We start from the raw sequence: 20,534 nt of genomic DNA, 5'->3' as shown, positions 1-20,534 counted from the left end.
GCCGGGTAATTCGACGTTTTGACGGGCGCGGCCGGCCGATACAGTGCGGGTCCGATCCACACATTCCTCATCGCCATGTGGACTTTTTCCGAACGCTTCGCCGCATCGCTGACGCTGGCCGCGCTGCTGGCACTGGCCGGCTGCGCGCAAATGCCTGCCCAGACGCCAGCCCCGGTGGCCCGCACCGCGCCCACGGGCGAAGTCATGACCTTCGCCATCCCGCCTGATGCACTGGGCGCGCATGACCCGCAACTGACCGCCGTGCTGACCAAGGCTGGGGCACTGGCCGCTGCGCAGAAACACCCCGCGACGATCCAGGTGGCCGCACTGGCGCAGGATTTCCGTTATCTGAACCAGGCGCTGTGGAACGGCGTGCCCGCGCAGCGCGCGGGCTACGTCCGCCTGGAAAACCTGACCGTCAGCGCCAGCCAGCCCTACAGCGTGACGATCCGCACGCAGGATTAAGAGGACCGTCATGCGAATGACCCATCTGCTCGTTCCGCTCACCGTTGGCCTGCTGGCGATACCGGCCGCAACGGTCTTTGCCGCGCCACCCGACACACTGATGCCGACGACAACTGCGGCGCCCGACCGCGTCTATCCGCCCCTGCCCTCGCTGGCGATGCTGCCGCCCGGCGGCGGAGCCGAAATCGAACCGGCGCCCGTGGCGCGCACGCGCGGCGGCAAGCGCAAGGTCGCGCTCCCACAGTGGCGCAAGGCGACCGAGCCGGTGCCGCGCATGGTGGTGTCGGAGGCATCGCACACGTATCTGGCCGGTATCGAGCGGCAGCTTGAAGTGGCCCTGCAGAAGTAATCGGAAACCGCCGGAGCCGCCATGTCCCTCGCCCGCCCTCTTCGCTTGACCTGCAGCCGCCTTGGCGTGGCGCTTGTGCTGGCCGCCTCCAGCGTTGCTGCGCACGCCGCCTCGGGCGATTGCTTCGAGCAGGCGGGCACCTACCAGGGCGTCAACCCTGCGGTGCTGCGCGCGATCGTGTGGTTTGAATCAAAGGGCGATGCCGGCGCCATCCACCGCAACGCCGACGGCTCGGTCGACATCGGCCAGGCGCAGATCAACTCGATCCACTTCAGCACGCTGGCCCGCTACGGCGTGCCGCGCCGTGCGTTGACCGACGCCTGCGTCAACGTGTTCGTGGCGGCGTGGCTGCTCAAGCAAAAGATGGTGCGCCACGGAAACACCTGGCGGGCCATCGGCGCGTACCACTCGGAAACTCCTGTCCACCGCGACGCCTATGCGCGCAGCATCCAGCGGGTGCTGATGTCGTGGGGAGAATTGCGGGCGGACCGCTGAATCGGGTCCGGTCCCGGAACCGCTCTGCTGCTCAGTAGTACGAAACGGCGGCGTACGCCTGGCGTGCGCCAATGGCGCGGCGCTCGCCGCTGACCAGGCGCATCAGTTCATCCTGGCGCGGGCAGACCAGCGCACGCACGCGGGCGTCGTTGGCCAGAATACGCATCATCAGGTCACGCTTGCGTTGCACTTCTTCGTGCGACAAGGCCGGGCGCAGGCCGTGGCCCAGACGCTCCATGTGGGCCGCGCATTCGCGCTCCAGCAAGCTCACTTCGTCCCAATCGCCGCGTTCGGCCGCATCCACCATGTTTTCGGACAGGCTCGCGATGGCCTCGTAGCTGGCGAACAGGCCAGCGCTGTCGGAAACCGTATGGATCGGGCGGGCGGCGGTGGCGACGGTCCAGGACATGCTGTGCTCCAGAATCAAACGTGTTGTTTGCGGGAGACCAGTGCAATAGGCATGCCCGGGCGGCCCGCCACCGTCTCCAGTGCGCGCAGAAACGGCGCTCAAGTCTTTGCCGGCTTGGCTTCGTAGGATACGGAGGGCATCTGGCGGCAGGCGTCGCGGGCCCGAAAAACGGCCGCTTCACGCGAAGTTGTTACGTTTCTGGAACGTAACGCGTAACGGGGCCCGTAACGCCTTCGCCCCCTCGTCCATGCAGCCGTGAAGCGCCTTGTTTGCCCAAGCCGCACTCTAGAATGAGGACATCGCGCCGCTAGCATGCGATCGGTTGCTCGGGCCGGGCATCTCCGGAGCGCCGATTGCCCATCGAATGAGAACTCACATGGACCAGACAAACGACGCGCACCCCGCCCTGCGCACGGTGCTGCTCACCTGCATCACCATGGTGGCGTTCGCGTCGAACTCGCTGCTGTGCCGGCTGGCGCTTCAACAGGCGGCCATCGATGCGGCGAGCTTTTCCAGCATCCGGCTGGTATCGGGCGCCGTCGTGCTAGCCGTCCTTGCGCGGGCAAGCGCGGGGCAGACACCGCCAGCGCGTGTTGATTGGGCTGCCGCGACGATGCTCTTCGTCTATGTCGTCTTCTTCTCGTTTGCGTATCTGACGCTGAGCGCAGGCACCGGCGCGCTGATTCTGTTTGGCGCGGTGCAGCTCACCATGCTGGCGGCCGGCCTGCGTGCCGGCGAACGGTTCGAGGCGCTTGGCTGGGCGGGTTTTGCGCTGGCGGCAGGTGGGCTCATCTATCTCGTATCGCCCGGCGTGACAGCGCCGACGCCGCTGGGTGCCGCGTTGATGACGGTGGCGGGCGTGGCCTGGGGCGTGTATTCCCTGCGCGGGCGCGGGCTCGACAATCCGCTGGGTGCAACTGCCGGCAACTTCCTGCGCGCCGCTCCCATGGCGCTCGCGCTGAGCATGTTGCTGTATGACCGCGCACACGCCAGCCCGGCCGGTATCCTGCTCGCGCTTGCCTCCGGCGCCCTCACTTCGGGCATCGGCTATGTGATCTGGTACGCCGCGCTCAAAGGGCTGTCGGCGATCCGTGCGGCGGCGGTGCAACTGTCGGTGCCGCCCATTGCGGCGTTCGGCGCGGTGCTGTTCCTGGCGGAGCCGCTGACCCCGCGCCTGGCAGCCGCCTCCGCCGCCATCCTCGGTGGCATTGCCCTGGTGCTGGCCAGCCGCACGCAGCGCAAGCGCGCCGAAGCGGCATCGTAGGGCTAGACGCCATCCGGAGCGGTTACAATCACGCCTTTCCGTGAACGACGCGCACAGCCCGGATTCCGCTGTGCTGCCGCCTCCCCCGCGTCACGCAACCCCTTGATTTAGAGCCTTTTTCACCATGAGCCTCCAATGCGGCATCGTTGGTCTGCCGAACGTCGGCAAGTCGACCCTGTTCAATGCCCTGACCAAAGCCGGCATCGCTGCCGAGAACTACCCGTTCTGCACGATCGAGCCCAACGTAGGCGTGGTGGAAGTGCCGGACGTCCGCCTGCAAGCGCTGGCCGACATCGTCAAGCCCGAGCGGGTGCTGCCGGCGGTGGTCGAGTTCGTCGACATTGCGGGCCTGGTGGCGGGCGCCTCCAAGGGTGAAGGCCTGGGCAACCAGTTCCTGGCCAACATCCGCGAGACGGATGCCATCACGCACGTGGTGCGCTGTTTCGAAGATGAAAACGTGATCCACGTCGCCGGCAAGGTCGACCCGATCGCCGACATCGAGGTCATCAACACCGAACTGGCCCTCGCTGACCTGGCCACGGTTGAAAAGGCACTGCAGCGCTACACCAAGGCCGCCAAGTCGGGCAACGACAAGGAAGCCGCCAAGCTGGTCGCGGTGCTGGAAAAAGCGCAGAAGGTGCTGGATGAAGCCAAGCCGGTGCGCGGCCTGAACCTGACCGACGATGAGTGGGCAACCATCAAGCCGCTGTGCCTGATTACCGCCAAGCCGACCATGTACGTGGCCAACGTGCGCGAAGACGGCTTCGAGAACAACCCGCACCTGGACGCCGTGCGCAACTACGCCGCGCAGACGAATTCGCCGGTGGTGGCCGTGTGCGCCGCCATCGAGGCCGAAATCGCGGATCTGGATGACGCTGACAAGGCTGAATTCCTGGCCGACATCGGCATGGACGAACCCGGCCTGAACCGCGTGATCCGCGCGGCCTTCAAGCTGCTCGGCCTGCAAACCTACTTCACCGCCGGTGTGAAGGAAGTGCGCGCCTGGACGATCCACATCGGCGACACGGCCCCGCGTGCCGCTGCGGCCATCCACACCGACTTCGAACGCGGCTTTATCCGCGCCCAGACGATTTCGTACGACGATTTCATCCAGTTCAAGGGCGAACAAGGTGCCAAGGAAGCCGGCAAGATGCGCGCCGAAGGCAAGGAATACATCGTCAAGGACGGCGATGTGCTGCACTTCCTGTTCAACGTCTGAGCAGCACAAGCACAACGAAAAAGCCCCGCAATCGCTGCGGGGCTTTTTTCATGGGCGACGCGAAAATGCAAGCCTGAGCAACAGGACAACCCGGGCACCGTCCAGCCTTGTAACGTTGAGGCGGCCCAGCATCACTTTTTTACATGCGGGAAGGGACGACAACGCTGCTTCGGTGCTCTACCGGGCGCATCGCCATGCCGTTTTCACGTGTCGGGCACGTCGCTTGCGTAGCAACCTGGCAAATACGCTGAACCCCGGCAGGCCGCTTCCGCCCGGGGCAGCCCGCCGTCCCCGCCAGGCATTCAGCCAAGGCCATCGGGGCGGTGCACTCGCCCGACGCCATGAGTTCGCAATCGCCTCCGCCCTTGTCCGCAGTTGACGACATCGACGCCTCGCCCGGCATCGGCAGCCACGCTGCCATCCAGTCGCGCGGGGTGTTGCTGTGCCTGTCGGAGCCCGATTTACGCATCCACCAGGTGAGCGAAAACCTGGAGGCCGCGCTGGGTACGCCACTGGCCACTGCGCTGCAGGCCCCCGTCGACCGTGTGATCGGCACCGCCGGCCGCAAGTTGCTGGAGCGCGCTCTGGGCACACACAGCATCGACGGCCATCCTCTGTATATCGGCACGCTGCAGACGCCACACGGCCACGCGCTCGACGCGGTGACGCACCGGCACAAGCGCACGCTGATCCTGGAGCTGGAACCTGCCGCGCGTGCGGCCGACGGCGCGTTTGCATCGATGTACCCGCTGGTGCGCACGTTCGTCGCCAGCCTGCAAGCGGCCAGCACGGTCGATGCGCTGACGGACTTGGCCGCGCGCGAAGTCCGCCGCCTGACCGGCTTTGGCCGCGTCACGATCTACCGCATAGACCGCGATGGTTCCTTGCAGGCACTCGCAGAGGCGCGCAACAACGCCTATGACACGCTGGTCGGCACGCACCTGTCCGGCGCGGGCGTGACGCCCGAACTGCACAGCCTGTATAGCCACAGCCCCTTGCGCCTGGTGGCAGACGTGGACGATACGCCGGTGGGTCTGGTGCCGCCTCTGCACCCATCCACGGGGCGCACGACTGATCTGACGTACGCGGCCCTGCGCGCCGCGTCCGATGCGCAGCGCGAAACCATGCGCCGCATGGGCGCCAAGGCCTCGCTGACGCTGGCGCTTACGGTGCGCGGCAACCTCTGGGGCTTGATCGCCTGCCACCATGCGACGCCCTGTTCGCTGTCGTTTGAGGTGCGCACGGCATGCGAACACCTGGCGCAGATTCTGTCGCTGCAGATCGAGGCAAAGGAAGACCGCGCCGAGATCGCCCACCGGCTCGAACTGCGACGCATCCTTGTGCGCCTGCTGGCTGCGATGGCCGACCGCGACCATTTCCAGGATGGCCTGATCGAACATCCCGCCGATCTGCTGCGCTTTGCCTCGGCAAGCGGCGCCGCCATCGTGCGCCAGGGCGAGTGCGTGCGCATCGGTGTCGCGCCTGACGAAGACAGCATCCTGCGCCTGACCGAATGGATGGCCAACGAGCACCCTGGCGAGGTCTTCCACACCGACCGCCTGGCCGCCACCTATCCGGACGGCGCGGCACTGCTGCCCCAGGCCAGCGGTGTGCTCGCCGTGCAGGTTTCGCAACTGCATCGGCACTACGTAATGTGGTTCCGCCCCGAAACCCCGCACACCGTGCGCTGGACGGGCGACGCACCGGACCTGGCCACCAGCCACGATAACGGGCACATGCTCGGCCGCACGCGCCATTGGCAAGAGCACGTCGCGCAGACCTCGCGCCCGTGGCGTACGAGCGAAGTGGAGACCGCTGCGGAGTTCCGCTACGCCGTGCTTAACATCGTGCTGCGCCGCGCTGAAGAAGCCGCAGAGTTGACCAGCGAGCTGCGCCGCGCCAATCACGAGCTGGAAGCGTTCTCGTATTCCGTTTCGCATGACTTGCGCGCGCCGCTGCGCCACATCGCCGGCTATGCCGAACTGCTCGACGAGATGGAAGGCCAGCACGTCTCGGCGCGCGGGCGGCATTTTCTGCAGACGATCTCGGAGTCGTCGCGCTTTGCGGGCAAGCTCGTCGACGATCTGCTGACCTTCTCGCAGATGGGCCGGGGCGCGCTTCACCTGACCGATGTCGACCTCGCCCAGCTCGTGCGCGGCGTCGTGCGCGACATGACGATCGACCAGGGGCGCCGCCATATCGAGTGGAGTATCGCCGCGTTGCCCGTGGTACGCGCCGACCCGGCATTCTTGCAACTGGCGATGCGCAACCTGCTCTCCAACGCCGTCAAATACACGCGTGACCGTGATCCGGCGCGCATCCATATCGACGCCGAACAGACCGACGCCGAAACCATCGTGCGCATTGCCGACAACGGCGTGGGCTTCTCGATGGAATACGTGGCCAAGCTGTTCGGCGTGTTCCAGCGGCTGCATCGCATGGACGAGTTCGAGGGCACCGGCATCGGCCTGGCCAATGTGCGGCGCATCATCGATCGCCACGGCGGCCGCACCTGGGCCGAGGGCGAGCTCAATCGCGGCGCGACGTTCTACTTCGCGCTGCCGCGCACGCCCGACCCGCAGGCGGTATCCGAGGCAGGCCTCAGCACACCCTGACTCGCGATGCCTGATCGTTCTTTCCACGTTCATTGTCACCATGCTCAAACCCATCCTGCTCGTCGAAGACAACCCAAACGACCTCGAGCTGACCCTGCTGGCGTTGGAGCGCAGCCAGCTTGCCAACGATGTGGTCGTCACCCGGGACGGCGCTGAAGCGCTGGATTACCTGCACGCACGCAACCTTTACGCGCAACGGGTACCAGGCAACCCGGCCGTGGTGCTGCTCGACTTGAAGCTGCCGAAACTCGACGGCCTGGAAGTGCTGGCTGAGATTCGCGCAACGCCCGTGCTCAAGAGCCTGCCGGTGGTCATGCTTACCTCGTCGCGAGAAGAAACCGACCTGCTGCGCAGCTACGAGCTGGGCGTCAATGCCTATGTGGTCAAACCGGTGGAGTTTCGCGCGTTTGTCGATGCGATTGCCGACCTGGGCGTGTTCTGGGCGGTGCTGAACGAACCGCCGCCGGGCTCCACCCGGGCACGCCGCACGTTGCTGCCGGCGAGCTAGCCGCCAATCCGGAGCATTCGCCCCCATGCCCAATCTGCAACTGCTGCTGGTCGAAGACAATCCGCTCGACGCAGAACTGACGCGCGCGCGGCTGGAAACCGCCAACCTGCAAGCCGACACCACGCTGGTCGACAACGAGACCGACTTCATCGCCCAGCTCAGCGCACGGACCTTCGACGCCATCCTGGCCGACTACATGCTGCCGCAATTCACCGGGGCGGAGGCGCTGGACATTGCGCGCCGCATGGCGCCGCAAACGCCGTTCATCTTCGTATCGGGTGCGCTGGGCGAGGAACATGCGGTGGACATGCTCAAGCGCGGCGCCACCGATTACGTCATCAAGCAGCGCTTGCAGCGCCTGCCCGTGGTGCTGTTGCGCGCGCTGGCCGAAGCGGCCGAGCGCCGCCAGCGCATCGCCGCCGAAGCCGCCCTACGCGAGGCGGAGACGCACTTCCGCCTGCTGATCAACGCGCTCAAGGAACACGCTGTGCTCTCGCTAGACCCGCAGGGCATCGTGCGCACCTGGAATGCGGCATCGCGCGGCATTCTCGGGTATGCACGCGAGGACATCCTCGGCAAGTCGGCAGAGATTCTGTATCCGCAGGCCGCGCGCGAGGCGGGGGAATTCCAGCGCAAGCTCGAACGCGTGCGCCGCGAAGGCAGCCTCACCGACGACCGCTGGATGCTGCGCAAGGACGGCACGCCGTTCTACGCATCAAGCGTGGTCACCGCCATCCACAACGAGACCGGGCAACTGGTCGGCTTCTCCAAGATCATCCGCGACTCCACGGAAGAGCGTATCGCTGCCGACGCCCTGCGCCGCGCAAAGGAAGAAGCCGAGACCGCCAACCACGCCAAGGACCACTTCCTGGCCGTGCTTTCGCATGAACTGCGCACGCCGCTCACGCCAATCCTGACCGCCGTGCATCTGCTGGAACTGCGCCAGGATCTGCCGGCGTATGTGGTCGCACAACTGGAAGTCGTGCGCCGCAATGCCGAGCTGGAAGCGCGCCTGATCGACGACCTGCTCGACATCACCGGCATTGCGCGCGGCAAGCTGGCGGTGAGCTTTGCGCTGGTCGATTTGTATCCGCTGCTGGAAAGCACGCTGGAGATGTCGCGCAACGACATGCAGGCCAAGCGGCTGTCGCTCAAGACGCGCTTCGAGGCGGGCCGCAGCCGGCTGTATGCCGACGGCGCACGCATCCAGCAGGTGATCTGGAACCTGGTGCGCAACGCCGTCAAGTTCACGCCCGAAGGCGGCGCCATCGAGGTGCGCGTCTGGAACCCGTCGCCCTCCACCGTGGCCGTGGCGGTGAAGGACAACGGCATCGGCATCGAACTCGACGCACTGCCGCGTATCTTTTCGGCATTCGAACAGGCCGACGCATCGATCACGCAGCGCTTTGGCGGGCTGGGCCTGGGCCTGGCGATTGCCTACGCGCTGGTGCAGAAGCACGAGGGGTCATTGATTGCCGAGAGCGCCGGCCGCCACGAGGGCGCTACGTTCACGCTCACGCTGCCCTTGGCCACCGAGATGGTGCAGCCCGAGACACCGCCCTCGCCGCCCTTGCCACGCGCCCAACCGACGCGCGGCTTGCACGTGCTGCTGGTGGAAGACAACGCCGATACGGCCGAAGCCATGTCGCAAATGCTGGAGATTCTCGGTCACAGCGTCGCCGTGGCCAATAGTGCCCGCACGGCCATGCAAGCCGCTGAATCTGGCACGTTCGATCTGCTGATCAGCGACATTGGTCTGCCTGACGGCAGCGGCCTGGACGTGGTGCGTATTTTTGCCGAGCGGCAAGCCGCACCGTCGATTGCGATTACGGGCTACGGCATGGAAGAAGACATCGCCCGCTGCCGCGACGCGGGCTTTACGGATCACCTGACCAAGCCGGTTGACTTCAAGCGGCTGGAAACGCTGATGGCCGGCTACCTGGCCGCGCGCGATGCGCGCACTGCCGACGTGGGCGCGGGCTGAGCCGCGCCAGAACGCCGCAGGACACTCGCCCTAGCGGCGCAGCAGGCCCCAGGCGGCGGGCAGCAGCATGGCGCCCACCACGGCGGCCGTCCAGGCCATGATCTGCCCATCGGCATAGAGGTGGGCAAACTGGCCGCTGTAGTAACCAAACAACGCGCCAATCCCGCCCGTCACCAGCGCAGCCGCCCACCCCAGGCGTTTGCCTGCGGGATGCAGCCAACGCGCCGCCACGCCCACCGCCAGCCCGATCCATAGCGGCCCGATCCACCCCATGCCTGTTCTCCGTGTTGCTCTTGAGCGATTCAACTGGACGCGTACCTTAGCGCAGGACGGTGCAGAAGGCCACGGTAGCCCACCACGCGGTGCGTGACGAATAATCGACATTCGTCCGCACATGCCACCAGATTTGACCTGGGTCCTGCTCATCCGGAGGCCGGGCGTTATAATCCAGAGTGCTCAAAATTCGTGCCGTCCCCAATTAACCGGCCGCCCCACATGCAGTTGCTGACCCTCGGAATCAACCACCACACTGCGCCGCTTTCCCTGCGCGAGAAGGTGGCGTTTCCGCTCGAGCAGCTCAAGCCCGCGCTGGGCACGCTGCGCCAGCACCTGCCGCACCTCAGAAGCACGGCCGAAGCGGCCATCCTTTCCACCTGCAATCGCACCGAAATCTACTGCGCCACCGACGGCAACCTGCCCGAGCAGACCGCGCACGAGCATGCGATTCGCTGGCTGGCACAGCACCACAACATCGACCCCGGCGAACTCGCGCCCCATGTGTATTCGCTCGGGCAATCGCTGGCGGTACGGCACGCTTTCCGCGTGGCCAGCGGGCTCGATTCCATGGTGCTGGGTGAGACGCAGATCCTCGGCCAGATGAAAGACGCCGTGCGCACCGCCACCGAAGCGGGCGCCCTCGGCACGTACCTGAATCAGCTATTCCAGCGCACCTTTGCGGTGGCCAAGGAAGTGCGCGGCACGACGGAGATCGGCGCGCATTCCGTGTCGATGGCCGCTGCCGCCGTGCGCTTGGCGCAGCGCATCTTCGAATCGATCGCCGATCAGCGCGTATTGTTCATCGGCGCCGGTGAAATGATCGAGCTGTGCGCCACGCACTTCGCCGCGCAGACGCCGCGTGAGGTAGTGATCGCCAACCGCACGCTGGAACGCGGCGAGAAGCTCGCCGAATCGCTGTCGAACCAGGGGCTGAACGCCCGCGCCGTCCGCCTGGCCGAACTGCCGACCAAGCTCGCCGAGTTCGACATCGTTGTTTCGTGCACGGCCAGCACGCTGCCCATCATCGGCCTGGGCGCCGTGGAGCGCGCCATCAAGCAGCGCCGCCACCGCCCGATGTTCATGGTCGACCTGGCCGTGCCGCGCGACATCGAACCCGAAGTCGCGCGTCTGTCCGACGTATTCCTCTACACCGTGGACGACCTGGGCGCCATCGTGCGCGAGGGCAACGCGCTGCGGCAGGCCGCCGTGGCGCAGGCCGAGGCCATTATCGAAACGCGCGTGCTGAACTTCATGCACTGGCTCGATGCGCGCAGCGTGGTGCCCATCATCCGCGATCTGCATGCGCAGGCCGAAACGCTGCGCCAGGGTGAACTGGAACGCGCCCAGCGCATGCTTGCGCGCGGCGATGATCCGGCGCTGGTGCTCGAAGCGCTGTCGCAGGCGCTGACCAAGAAATTCCTCCACGGCCCGACGCATGCGCTCAACCACACGCAGGGCGAAGGCCGCGAACAGCTCATCGACCTGCTGCCGGCGTTGTTCCGCCAGTCCAGCCACTCCGAGCGCTAGCGGCCAGCGCATCGCACGCGCGCGCCGCATGTTTTCACTCCGGCACGCAACTTCTGGCGCGGTATCATGCGCCGCCCTCGCTTCCAGCGTTTCCCTCCGCGACTGCCCGAATGAAGCCCAGCATGCTGTCCAAGCTCGACCAACTGGCCGAGCGCATCGTCGAAATCAACGCGCTGCTCGCGCGTGAAGACGCCACCGCCAACCTCGACCAATATCGCAAGCTCACGCGCGAGCACGCCGAACTGGAGCCCGTGGTCGCACAATTTGCCGCGTGGAAGCAGGCCGACGAAGACATCGCCACCGCGCAGGAACTGGCGGCCGACCCGGACATGAAGGCGTTTGCCGAAGACGAACTCCGCGCCGCGCGTGAGCGCATGGAATCCCTCGAAGGCGAGCTGCAGCGCCTGCTGCTGCCCAAAGACCCGAACGACCATCGCAACATCTTCGTAGAAATCCGCGCAGGCACGGGCGGCGATGAATCCGCTCTTTTTGCCGGCGACTTGCTGCGCATGTACACGCGCTACGCCGAACGGCAGCGCTGGCAGGTGGAGATCGTGAGCGAATCGCCCTCGGACCTGGGCGGCTACAAGGAAGTGATTGCGCGGCTGGTGGGCGAAGGTGCGTACTCGCGCCTGAAGTTCGAATCGGGCGGCCACCGCGTGCAGCGCGTGCCGGCCACCGAGGCGCAGGGGCGCATCCACACGTCGGCCTGCACCGTGGCGGTCATGCCGGAAGCCGATGCGTTGGCCGACATCCAGATCAACCCGGCGGATTTGCGCATCGATACGTTCCGCGCGTCCGGCGCGGGCGGCCAGCACATCAACAAGACGGATTCCGCCGTGCGCATTACCCACCTGCCGACCGGCTTGGTGGTGGAGTGCCAGGATGACCGCAGCCAGCACCGCAACAAGGACCGTGCCATGCAGGTGCTGGCCGCACGCCTGAAGGATCGCCAGGAGCGCGAAGCGCAAGCCAAGGAAGCCAGCGCCCGCAAGAGCCTGATCGGCTCGGGCGACCGCTCCGACCGCATCCGCACGTACAACTTCCCGCAAGGCCGCGTGACCGATCACCGCATCAACCTGACGCTGTACAAGATCGACGCGATCATGGACGGCGACATCGACGAACTCGTGGGCGCGTTGGCGGCCGAGCACCAAGCGGAACAACTCGCGGCGCTGGGCGAAGACACCTGATCGCTCAATCGTTAAAAAAGCGCGCGCTCCGTAACATCCGCTTGCGTTTGATACAGCTTTGCGCGATGGCGAGCCGGCCTCGCGTTCCTATAATCGATCTCGATCACGCCGAGTGCATCGCCGGTCGCATCCGGCGCGCACTCATCAACAAGCGCGGCAACATCACGATTAGGAGAATCGCAATGCGTACCCAACTGCTGGCCATCACTGTCGCTACCACCCTCGCACTCGGCCTGGCCGCCTGCGGCAAGAAAGACGACGCCACCGACCAAGCTGCCAAGAGCGCGATGGAGCAATCGAAGGACGCCGCCAAGCAGGCGATCGACAACGCCGGCACCGCCGTGAGCAAGGCCGCCGACGCCGCCAAGGTGGAACTCTCGCAAGCCGCTTCGGATGCGCAGGTCTCTGCATCAGGTGCGTTGGCACAGGCCAAGGATGCCGCCAAGACCGCAGCCGACAAGACGGCCGACGCCGCCAAGGTTGCAGCCGACAAGACCGCTGACGCCACGAAGGAAGCGGCCGACAAGGTCAAGGACGCGACCAAGCAATAAACGCTGTTTAACCAAACCGACCCGCTCGCGGGCCCGCGCCACATCGGCCGGGCCCGTGTTATTTTGTGCGCCCGATCTTCGCTGCTGGTCTGTTGCCGTGTCGTCTGCTTCTGTCATTTCGCCCGAAACCCTGGCTCGCGTGTCCGACGCGCTGACGGCGCTGGCGCGCGCCGGCTTGCCTGCCCTGGAAGCACGGATGCTGGTCTCGCACGTGACGGGCCTGTCGCGCGTGCAACTCATCACGCAAGACACCTGCGCCATCGACGTGGCCGCGCGCGCGCAAATCAGCGACCTCGCAACACGCCGCCTGGCCGGCGAGCCGATGGCCTATCTGCTGGGCGAACGTGAATTCTTCGGCCGCACGTTCAAGGTGACGCCAGCCGTGCTTATTCCGCGCCCCGATACGGAATTGCTCGTTGAACAGGCGCTGGACCGTCTGGAAGAACGCGATGCGCCCGCCGTGCTCGACATGGGCACGGGCAGCGGCATCATTGCCATCACGATTGCGCTGGCGCGACGCGACGCGCGCGTATGGGCCACCGATGCCTCCGCCGATGCGCTGGCCGTGGCAATCGGCAACGTCGAGGCGCTGGGGGCTGCCAACGTCCAGGCTGCGCTGGGCGACTGGTATGGCGCGCTGGCCGAAACCGATGCGCCACACGCCTTCGACCTGATCGCCAGCAATCCGCCGTACATCGCCGCCACCGACGCGCATCTCGACCAGGGCGACCTGCGCTTCGAACCCGCCAGCGCCCTCACCGACCACGACGACGGCCTGCGCCACCTGCGCAACATCGTCGCAGGGGCGCCTGCACGGCTTGCCTCCGGCGGCTGGCTGCTGCTCGAGCACGGCTACGACCAGGGCGAACCCGTGCGGGCGCTGCTGGGCGGCGCCGGCTTCGCCAACGTCTTCACCGCGCAAGACCTGGCCGACCACGACCGCTGCAGCGGCGGGCAATGGCTGGATCAAAACGCCGGTGCGCGTTCCTCGCTAAAATAGAAAAGTTTTCCAATGCGGATGTCAGCTCGGACACCCAGCTGCCGCCCCTCACCAAATCGAGTCTCCCCATGAGCACCACGCACGAAAAGATCGACCAGATCGTCAAAGGCCACCCCGTCGTCCTCTTCATGAAGGGCACGGCGCAATTCCCGATGTGCGGCTTCTCGGGCCGCGCCATCCAGATCCTGAAGGCCTGCGGCGTGGATCGGCCGCACACCGTCAACGTGCTGGAAGACGATGAAATCCGCCAGGGCATCAAGGACTACGCCAACTGGCCGACCATTCCGCAGCTCTACGTCAAGGGCGAATTCATCGGCGGTTCGGACATCATGATGGAGATGTACCAGAGCGGCGAACTGCAGCCGCTGCTGGCTGCTTGATCTAGTTTTCGGCTAAGCGTGACCTTGCCCGTGAACGCCACGGTCCAGACGCCACCTGTGCGCCGCATCATCGTGGCCATCACGGGGGCGTCGGGGGCAATCTACGGTGTGCGGCTGCTGCAGGTTCTGCAGGGCCTGCGTGAATCAGCGGGGGTGGAATCGCACCTGCTGATGTCGCCCGCAGGGCTGATGAACGTGCAGCACGAGCTACACATGGCACGCGAAGAAGTGGAAGCGCTGGCGCACGTCGTGCATAACGTGCGCGACATCGGCGCGACCATTGCCAGCGGCTCGTTTGCGGCGGAAGCGATGGTGGTGGCGCCCTGCTCGATGAAGACGCTGGCGGCCGTTGCGCACGGCCTGTCGGACAACCTCATTGCCCGCGCGGCCGATGTCACACTCAAGGAGCGTCGCCGCCTCATCCTGATGGTGCGCGAAACGCCGTTGAATCTAGCGCACCTGCGCAACATGACGGCCGTCACAGAGATGGGCGGAATCGTGTTCCCGCCCGTGCCGGGCTTCTACCAGCGCCCCAAGACGATCGACGACCTGGTCGACCACACGGTCGGGCGCGTGCTGGATCTGCTTGGCTTGCCGCAGACATTAGCGCCCGGCTGGCCGGGCCTGCGTTCAACGGACTAGACGCAGATCAGCCAACGGGTGATCAGCGGTGGTGGTAATTGAAGTACACCGAAGGTCCACCCCAATAGCCGCCGTAATAGGCCGGATAAGCCGGTGCAGCATAGACAGGCACAGGCGCCACGGCTACCGGTGCCGGATACACCGCGCAACCCCCAAGCGTCGCGGCCAACAAGGCCAGAGCCACGATTTTCATGATTAGCGTCCTTCGGCCCCGCTAGTGGAGCCACGTGGACGTTATAAGCCGACGCGAGCGACGCCGGCGTCATGCGGGTGTAAGCGGTGTAACCGAAAACTACGAACGTGTGTCCGTAAGTTCACTGCTTAGGCGCCGGTTTGCCTGCAGAGGGCTTAGCCGTCGCGGCGGGTGCCGAGGCCGCCACACCGGACGCAGCAGCCGGCTTGGGGGCATTCGGATCGACTTCGGCACGCATCTGATCCATTACTGCCCCGGCGCGCGGTGCCCAAAGGAATTCCACCGTGCCGTTCTGCGGCTCTTCGGGAATCGCGTACATCGTGATGATGGTCTGATGGCCTGCCCAGCGTGCGCGCAGCGAATCGACCGTCTTACCAGACTTGAGCTTGAGCGGCGCCTTGCCTTCCTGCGCGGGCTTGCCGTAACGATCGGACAGGGCCTGGAAGACGCGCTGTTCGGTATCGACGCCGCGTGTCGGCACGAACATGCCGGCGATGTTGCCGTCCTGGTCAATCAGGAGCACGGCCTGCGGCCCGTCCATCAACTCGGGGCGCGATGCCTGCGGCACGCCCAGCGAGCGCGTGCGGCCATGCGATTCAAGCGCGTCGGAGCAATATTCGGCGACGTCCTTGCCGCCATTCGCGCGTACGTCTTCGCACGAGGGCAGTTTGCGCAGGGGCTTGCCGAGCGGGAAGGCATCGAGCAGCACCGCCACGTCGCCGGGATCGCGCACTGCCTTGGCAGGCGCTGCAGCCTTTGGAGCCGCCTTGGCTGCGGGTGCGGCAAACGCCACAGGCGCGAGCAACGAGGTCGAAAAGGCAAGCGCGGCAGTTGCCGTGGCGCGTCGCGTCCAGCAGGTCATGCGAACTCCATGGAGGAAAAAGCCGAGAGTGTGCCATGCGGAAATCCCGGCACACAGGAAAGCGGTTCTGACCGCTAGCCGGCGGTGTGCGTTCCCCTCAACCGAACGGTTGACCCGCCACAGACCGCCTGATTACACGCCATTTGACGCCGATGGCGGTCCGATACGGCCAGAAACATTATCAAAATGTTGCCGGTTTTGATCTCGCAAAGGTACGGCGGGTAAAATCTCGGCGGCACAGACGAATGACCGGCAGGACCGAAGCGTCACGTTCCTCGGCCCGCCGCATAGACGCGATCTCATTTTGAACATTCCCTCCGCTGTTTCCTCCCGCACGCCGGGGGCCGCTCGCGCGGCACGCAACCGTTCGGTAGCCGGCTATGCGCGGTTGGCCGTGGGCCTGCTGGCACTGGCTTCGGCGCATGCTGCGCTGGCCTTCGGCTTCAACGATGTGGCCGCACGCGCCAAGCAACTGGCCTCCAAGCCGTACCAGGCGCCCGCCGAAACCCTGCCCCGCGAACTTCGCGAGCTGCGCTACGACCAGTACCGCGAAATCCGCTTCAAGTCCGACCAGGCTTACTGGCGCCGCGACAAGCTGCCGTTCGAACTCGGTTTCTTCCACGAGGGTTCGTACTACGACCAGCCCGTGAAGATCAACGAGGTGTCGCCCGCCGGCGTGCGCGAAATCCGCTTCGATCCGCGCCTGTTCGACTACGGCCCGGTCAAGCTCGACCCGAAGCAGTTGCAGAAGCTCGGCTTTGCCGGCTTCCGCGTGCACTACCCGATGAACACGCCCAAGTACAAGGACGAGGTCATCGTGTTCCTGGGCGCGTCGTACTTCCGAGGCATCGGCAAGGGGCAGGTCTACGGTCTATCCGCGCGCGGCTTGGCCATCGACACCGCGCTCAATTCAGGCGAGGAATTCCCCCGCTTCACTGATTTCTGGATCGAACGGCCTGCCGCCAACGCGAAAGAGCTGACGATCTACGCGCTGCTCAACTCGCGCCGCGCCACGGGCGCCTACCGCTTTGTCATCAAGCCGGGCAGCGACACGGCGGTCGACGTCAAGGCGCAGCTGTACATGCGCGAGAACGTGAGCAAGCTGGCCATCGCCCCGCTCACCAGCATGTTCTTCTTTGGCGAGAACCAACCGGCGCCTGCGCTGGATTTCCGCCCCGAAGTGCATGACTCCGACGGCCTGTCGGTGCTTTCCGGAACAGGCGAATGGATCTGGCGTCCGCTGACGAACCCCAAGCGCCTGCTGGTCAGCTCGTTCGGGACGACCAATCCGGGCGGTTTCGGCCTGATGCAGCGTGACCGCGCGTTCTCCAGCTACCAGGAAATCGGCGACCGCTATGAGCTGCGCCCGAGCGCGTGGGTCGAGCCCGTCGGCAAATGGGGCGCGGGCCGTGTGGAGCTGGTACAGATTCCGACGCCAGACGAGACGAACGACAACGTGGTCGCCTACTGGGTGCCAGAGAACCCGCCCAAGCCCCATCAGCCGTTCAATCTCGAATACCGCCTGCTGTGGCAGAAAGACGCCGACAAGAAACCGGCGCTGGCGTGGGTTACGCAGACGCGCCGCTCGCACGGCTGGACGACCAAGCGCCCCGACGAGCGCAAGCCCGACGATACGATCGCCTTCGTGGTCGACTTTGAAGGCCCCGCGCTGGCGAAGCTTCCGCCCAATGCACCGGTTGAGCCCGTTTTCTCGGCAGATGCCAACGGCAAGATCGAATCGATCTTCGGCCAACCCAACACCGCGACCGGCGGCTGGCGCGTGACCGTGCGCCTCAAGCGGGTCGACGACGATAAACCCGTCGAAATGCGTGGCTACCTGCGCAGCGGCGGCACCGGACTTTCTGAGACGTGGAGCTACCTGTTACCTCCGGGCTGAACGTGACGACAGCCCAGACTGACGGTGCCGCTGGCACCGCCCCCTCCACCACCCCTGCCACAGCGCAGTCTGTGGCCGACCATTACCTAGAGGCGCTGCCGCTGGCGGCCGAGGCGCGCGCTGCGCTGCTGCGCACCGCGGGCATCACAGCCGGCGACGATGATGCGGCAGCGCTCGCCAAGCTGCATCGCGCACTGGCCAAGCTCGACCCGGCGCAGACGACCTCGCTCGACGCCGATGCGCCGGCCTACGCTTCTGTAGGCTCGCGTCTGGATGCCGCCTATGGCGCCACGCGCGCCGATGCCGCGTCGACGGAGCCCTCTGCCGAGCCCGCACCGCCGCTTGAACACGACAGCGAAGGCCGCATCCACCTGGATACCGGGCCCACGCCTGCGCGTCGCTCGATGGTGCCGTGGCCCTGGGTGCTCGGGCCGATCTGGCGCACCCGCAAGGCCATCGACCGTTGGATGCACGGCGGCAAGAAGCCAGTGCCGTATGAAGCGCCCGACTCGCCGGACCCGAAGGGCATCTGGCGCTTCGTCGGCTCGCGCCGCCGTCTGACGCTGCTGGCGCTGATGATCGCGCAGACCATCGCTGCCACCTGGGCGATGAGCACGGTGCTGCCGTACCACGGTGCCGACTGGCTCGAAGCCATCATCATCGTGCTGTTTGCTGTGCTGTTCTGCTGGGTGTCGGCAGGCTTCTGGACGGCCATCACCGGCTTCCTGCTGCTGGCCTTCCACGGCGACCGCTTCGTCATCTCGCGCCGCGCCACGCCCGACGCCACGATTCCCGACGATGCGCGCACGGCCATCGTCATGCCGATCTGCAATGAAGATGTGCAGCGCGTGTTCGCGGGGCTGCGCGCAACGTACGAATCGTTGCAGCGCACGGGGCATCTGGAACACTTCGACTTCTTCGTGCTTTCAGACTCCGGCGACCCGGACATCCGCACCGCAGAAGCCGACGCGTGGCTGCATATCTGCCGCGCACTCGATGGTTTCGGTCGCATCTTCTATCGTTGGCGTCGCCACCGCGTGAAGCGCAAGAGCGGCAACATCGACGATTTCTGCCGGCGCTGGGGCGGCAAATATCGCTACATGATCGTGCTCGACGCCGACAGCGTAATGAGCGGCGATTGCCTGACGCGCCTCGTGCAGTTGATGGAAGGTGCGCCAAGCGCGGGCATCATCCAGACCGCGCCGCGCGCCGCCGGCCGCGACACGCTGTACGCACGTATCCAGCAGTTCGCCACGCGCGTGTACGGGCCGCTGTTCACGGCCGGCCTGCACTACTGGCAACTCGGCGAATCGCACTACTGGGGCCACAACGCCATCATCCGGCTGGACCCATTCATCAAGCACTGCGCGCTGGCACCGATTCCGGGCAAGGGCTCGCTTGCAGGTGAGATCATGTCGCACGACTTCGTCGAGGCCGCGCTGATGCGCCGCGCGGGCTGGGCCGTGTGGATCGCCTACGACCTAGACGGCAGCTACGAAGAAATGCCGCCCAACCTGCTCGACGAGCTGGGCCGCGACCGCCGCTGGTGCCACGGCAACCTGATGAACTTCCGCCTGTTCGGCGCGCCTGGCTTCCATCGTGTGCACCGCGCCGTGTTCATCACCGGGGTGATGGCTTATCTGTCGGCGCCGCTGTGGTTCCTGTTCCTGATCCTGTCGACGGCCCTGCTGGCCAAGCACACGCTGATCGCGCCGGAGTACTTCACGCAGCCGCGCCAGCTCTTCCCAATCTGGCCGGAGTGGCATCCCGAAAAAGCCGCCGCGCTGTTTTCCGCTACCGCCACCGTGCTGTTCCTGCCGAAGATTTTGAGCGTGCTCGTTCTGTGGGCCCAGGGGCCGAAGCGCTTTGGCGGGGCGATCCACCTGGCGTTGTCGATGGCGATTGAGGCAGCGTTCTCGGTGCTGGCTGCGCCGGTGCGCATGCTGTTCCACACGCGCTTCGTGACGGCAGCGTTCCTCGGCTGGAAGGTGCACTGGAAATCGCCGCCGCGCGAAGACGCACAAACACATTGGGGCGATGCAGTACGCCGCCACGGCCTGCACACCGTGATCGGCATCGTCTGGGCTGCGATCGTGTATTGGCTGAACCCGAGCTTCCTCTGGTGGCTTTCGCCAGTCGTGGGCGCGCTGATCGTGTCGATTCCGCTGTCGGTGCTCTCCAGCCGCGTGAGCCTGGGCCGCCGCATGCGGCGCCTGCGCCTGTTCATGATCCCGGAGGAAGTGCGCCCGCCGCGCGAACTTCGCGCCACGCGCAAGCACCTGCGCAATGCGCCGCCAATGCCGGACTTCCGCCAAGCCGTGGTCGACCCCGTCACCAACGCGCTGATGTGCGCGATCGGCACGGCCCGCTTTCCGCACGACCGACGCCTGATTGCCGTGCGGGAAGCACATGTGCGTCACGCACTGGAAGCCGGTCCCGACAGGCTCACAGGCAAGCAGAAGCTGGTATTGCTGTCGGATCCGTTCGCGCTGTCGGCGCTGCACCTGGCGGTGTGGTCGTCACCTGAGCAGCGAACGGCCTGGGAGCCTGCACAGGGCTGAACGAGCCGCCCCACGTGAAATACCGCGCCCCACCAGTGTCTTGCCGGTGGGGCGTTTTACTTCCCGTTACATCCGTAGGATTTGCGTATCACCTGAAGCGCCCGGCGGTTCATAGAATGGCATCACGAACTTGATACACGAAGT

At 65.9% G+C, this 20,534-nt stretch carries 20 protein-coding genes; 16 read left to right on the top strand and 4 right to left on the bottom strand.

Features of this window, described 5'->3' with window-relative positions:
- Positions 1 to 75 precede the first annotated feature (75 nt).
- From NKG59_RS23560 to NKG59_RS23550, 3 genes are read left to right on the top strand one after another with little or no spacing between them, the layout of a single operon-like run.
- Positions 76 to 465, top strand: coding sequence for a hypothetical protein (locus NKG59_RS23560; RefSeq protein ID WP_253541994.1), 390 nt, complete (start codon positions 76 to 78; stop codon positions 463 to 465).
- Between the two features lie 10 nt (positions 466 to 475).
- A complete protein-coding gene (locus tag NKG59_RS23555; protein WP_253541991.1) occupies positions 476 to 814 on the top strand; it encodes a hypothetical protein in 339 nt (112 codons plus the stop codon).
- A gap of 21 nt (positions 815 to 835) precedes the next feature.
- A complete protein-coding gene (locus NKG59_RS23550) occupies positions 836 to 1,309 on the top strand; it encodes a lytic transglycosylase domain-containing protein (RefSeq protein ID WP_253541988.1) in 474 nt (157 codons plus the stop codon).
- A 31-nt stretch (positions 1,310 to 1,340) separates the two neighbouring features.
- On the opposite strand, the gene NKG59_RS23545 is transcribed toward NKG59_RS23550, so the two are convergent.
- Positions 1,341 to 1,718 (bottom strand): flagellar protein FliT, encoded by a 378-nt coding sequence (locus NKG59_RS23545; RefSeq protein ID WP_253541986.1) that lies wholly within the window; start codon positions 1,716 to 1,718, stop codon positions 1,341 to 1,343.
- Between the two features lie 376 nt (positions 1,719 to 2,094).
- Between NKG59_RS23545 and NKG59_RS23540 the strand changes: the two genes are divergently transcribed.
- From NKG59_RS23540 to NKG59_RS23520, 5 genes are all read left to right on the top strand, one after another.
- Positions 2,095 to 2,982, top strand: coding sequence for a DMT family transporter (locus NKG59_RS23540; RefSeq protein ID WP_253541984.1), 888 nt, complete (start codon positions 2,095 to 2,097; stop codon positions 2,980 to 2,982).
- A gap of 124 nt (positions 2,983 to 3,106) precedes the next feature.
- A complete protein-coding gene (gene ychF / locus NKG59_RS23535; RefSeq protein ID WP_024977789.1) occupies positions 3,107 to 4,201 on the top strand; it encodes a redox-regulated ATPase YchF in 1,095 nt (364 codons plus the stop codon).
- A gap of 365 nt (positions 4,202 to 4,566) precedes the next feature.
- The gene (locus NKG59_RS23530) at positions 4,567 to 6,816 is read left to right on the top strand and encodes an ATP-binding protein (protein ID WP_253541982.1); all 2,250 of its coding nucleotides are present in this window, start codon (positions 4,567 to 4,569) and stop codon (positions 6,814 to 6,816) included.
- Between the two features lie 40 nt (positions 6,817 to 6,856).
- Complete coding sequence (locus NKG59_RS23525) at positions 6,857 to 7,324, top strand: response regulator (RefSeq protein WP_253541970.1); 468 nt, start codon at positions 6,857 to 6,859, stop codon at positions 7,322 to 7,324.
- Between the two features lie 25 nt (positions 7,325 to 7,349).
- On the top strand, positions 7,350 to 9,308 hold the full coding sequence (locus NKG59_RS23520; RefSeq protein WP_253541967.1) for a hybrid sensor histidine kinase/response regulator: 1,959 nt from the start codon (positions 7,350 to 7,352) through the stop codon (positions 9,306 to 9,308).
- Positions 9,309 to 9,338: 30 nt separating this feature from the next.
- Here NKG59_RS23520 and NKG59_RS23515 read toward each other — a convergent pair whose 3' ends face one another.
- Positions 9,339 to 9,581 carry a GlsB/YeaQ/YmgE family stress response membrane protein gene (locus tag NKG59_RS23515; protein WP_045203080.1) on the bottom strand — a complete coding sequence of 81 codons (243 nt, stop codon included), beginning with the start codon at positions 9,579 to 9,581 and terminating at the stop codon, positions 9,339 to 9,341.
- A gap of 222 nt (positions 9,582 to 9,803) precedes the next feature.
- On the opposite strand from NKG59_RS23515, the gene hemA reads away from it, so the two are divergent.
- The 6 genes from hemA to NKG59_RS23485 all read left to right on the top strand — a co-directional run bounded on the left by hemA (position 9,804) and on the right by NKG59_RS23485 (position 14,877).
- Positions 9,804 to 11,111, top strand: coding sequence for a glutamyl-tRNA reductase (gene hemA / locus NKG59_RS23510; RefSeq protein ID WP_045203079.1), 1,308 nt, complete (start codon positions 9,804 to 9,806; stop codon positions 11,109 to 11,111).
- Positions 11,112 to 11,221: 110 nt separating this feature from the next.
- Positions 11,222 to 12,304: a peptide chain release factor 1 gene (gene prfA, locus NKG59_RS23505; RefSeq protein WP_253541964.1), complete on the top strand. Its 1,083-nt coding sequence runs from the start codon at positions 11,222 to 11,224 to the stop codon at positions 12,302 to 12,304.
- Positions 12,305 to 12,486: 182 nt separating this feature from the next.
- On the top strand, positions 12,487 to 12,855 hold the full coding sequence (locus NKG59_RS23500; protein WP_045203077.1) for a hypothetical protein: 369 nt from the start codon (positions 12,487 to 12,489) through the stop codon (positions 12,853 to 12,855).
- Positions 12,856 to 12,952: 97 nt separating this feature from the next.
- Positions 12,953 to 13,855 (top strand): peptide chain release factor N(5)-glutamine methyltransferase, encoded by a 903-nt coding sequence (gene prmC / locus NKG59_RS23495; protein WP_253541961.1) that lies wholly within the window; start codon positions 12,953 to 12,955, stop codon positions 13,853 to 13,855.
- 68 nt (positions 13,856 to 13,923) lie between these two features.
- The gene (gene grxD / locus NKG59_RS23490; protein ID WP_024977796.1) at positions 13,924 to 14,235 is read left to right on the top strand and encodes a Grx4 family monothiol glutaredoxin; all 312 of its coding nucleotides are present in this window, start codon (positions 13,924 to 13,926) and stop codon (positions 14,233 to 14,235) included.
- Positions 14,236 to 14,253: 18 nt separating this feature from the next.
- On the top strand, positions 14,254 to 14,877 hold the full coding sequence (locus NKG59_RS23485; protein WP_315862610.1) for a UbiX family flavin prenyltransferase: 624 nt from the start codon (positions 14,254 to 14,256) through the stop codon (positions 14,875 to 14,877).
- A gap of 22 nt (positions 14,878 to 14,899) precedes the next feature.
- Here the strand turns inward: NKG59_RS23485 and NKG59_RS23480 are convergent, their stop codons facing one another.
- Both NKG59_RS23480 and NKG59_RS23475 read right to left on the bottom strand, forming a co-directional pair.
- Positions 14,900 to 15,070, bottom strand: coding sequence for a hypothetical protein (locus NKG59_RS23480; RefSeq protein WP_232041134.1), 171 nt, complete (start codon positions 15,068 to 15,070; stop codon positions 14,900 to 14,902).
- A 121-nt stretch (positions 15,071 to 15,191) separates the two neighbouring features.
- On the bottom strand, positions 15,192 to 15,932 hold the full coding sequence (locus NKG59_RS23475) for a hypothetical protein (protein ID WP_253541957.1): 741 nt from the start codon (positions 15,930 to 15,932) through the stop codon (positions 15,192 to 15,194).
- A gap of 310 nt (positions 15,933 to 16,242) precedes the next feature.
- Here NKG59_RS23475 and NKG59_RS23470 point away from each other — a divergent pair, with 310 nt between their 5' ends.
- Complete coding sequence (locus NKG59_RS23470) at positions 16,243 to 17,829, top strand: glucan biosynthesis protein G (RefSeq protein ID WP_315862611.1); 1,587 nt, start codon at positions 16,243 to 16,245, stop codon at positions 17,827 to 17,829.
- A complete protein-coding gene (gene mdoH, locus NKG59_RS23465) occupies positions 17,802 to 20,390 on the top strand; it encodes a glucans biosynthesis glucosyltransferase MdoH (RefSeq protein WP_253541954.1) in 2,589 nt (862 codons plus the stop codon). Before NKG59_RS23470 ends, mdoH begins: the two co-directional genes overlap by 28 nt.
- The last annotated feature ends 144 nt before the right edge of the window (positions 20,391 to 20,534 follow it).

It is taken from the genome of Ralstonia chuxiongensis (assembly GCF_024158925.1).
Lineage (GTDB): Bacteria > Pseudomonadota > Gammaproteobacteria > Burkholderiales > Burkholderiaceae > Ralstonia > Ralstonia chuxiongensis.
This window is presented reverse-complemented; position numbering and strand designations above follow the sequence as displayed.

Excerpts from the sequence above, each read along its gene's own strand:
- NKG59_RS23560 (WP_253541994.1), top strand. The coding sequence starts at position 76 with ATGTGGACTTTTTCCGAACGCTTCGCCGCATCGCTGACGCTGGCCGCG.
- NKG59_RS23555 (WP_253541991.1), top strand. The coding sequence starts at position 476 with ATGCGAATGACCCATCTGCTCGTTCCGCTCACCGTTGGCCTGCTGGCG.
- NKG59_RS23550 (WP_253541988.1), top strand. The coding sequence starts at position 836 with ATGTCCCTCGCCCGCCCTCTTCGCTTGACCTGCAGCCGCCTTGGCGTG.
- NKG59_RS23545 (WP_253541986.1), bottom strand. The coding sequence starts at position 1,718 with ATGTCCTGGACCGTCGCCACCGCCGCCCGCCCGATCCATACGGTTTCC.
- NKG59_RS23540 (WP_253541984.1), top strand. The coding sequence starts at position 2,095 with ATGGACCAGACAAACGACGCGCACCCCGCCCTGCGCACGGTGCTGCTC.
- ychF (WP_024977789.1), top strand. The coding sequence starts at position 3,107 with ATGAGCCTCCAATGCGGCATCGTTGGTCTGCCGAACGTCGGCAAGTCG.
- NKG59_RS23525 (WP_253541970.1), top strand. The coding sequence starts at position 6,857 with ATGCTCAAACCCATCCTGCTCGTCGAAGACAACCCAAACGACCTCGAG.
- NKG59_RS23520 (WP_253541967.1), top strand. The coding sequence starts at position 7,350 with ATGCCCAATCTGCAACTGCTGCTGGTCGAAGACAATCCGCTCGACGCA.
- NKG59_RS23515 (WP_045203080.1), bottom strand. The coding sequence starts at position 9,581 with ATGGGGTGGATCGGGCCGCTATGGATCGGGCTGGCGGTGGGCGTGGCG.
- hemA (WP_045203079.1), top strand. The coding sequence starts at position 9,804 with ATGCAGTTGCTGACCCTCGGAATCAACCACCACACTGCGCCGCTTTCC.
- prfA (WP_253541964.1), top strand. The coding sequence starts at position 11,222 with ATGAAGCCCAGCATGCTGTCCAAGCTCGACCAACTGGCCGAGCGCATC.
- NKG59_RS23500 (WP_045203077.1), top strand. The coding sequence starts at position 12,487 with ATGCGTACCCAACTGCTGGCCATCACTGTCGCTACCACCCTCGCACTC.
- grxD (WP_024977796.1), top strand. The coding sequence starts at position 13,924 with ATGAGCACCACGCACGAAAAGATCGACCAGATCGTCAAAGGCCACCCC.
- NKG59_RS23480 (WP_232041134.1), bottom strand. The coding sequence starts at position 15,070 with ATGAAAATCGTGGCTCTGGCCTTGTTGGCCGCGACGCTTGGGGGTTGC.
- NKG59_RS23475 (WP_253541957.1), bottom strand. The coding sequence starts at position 15,932 with ATGACCTGCTGGACGCGACGCGCCACGGCAACTGCCGCGCTTGCCTTT.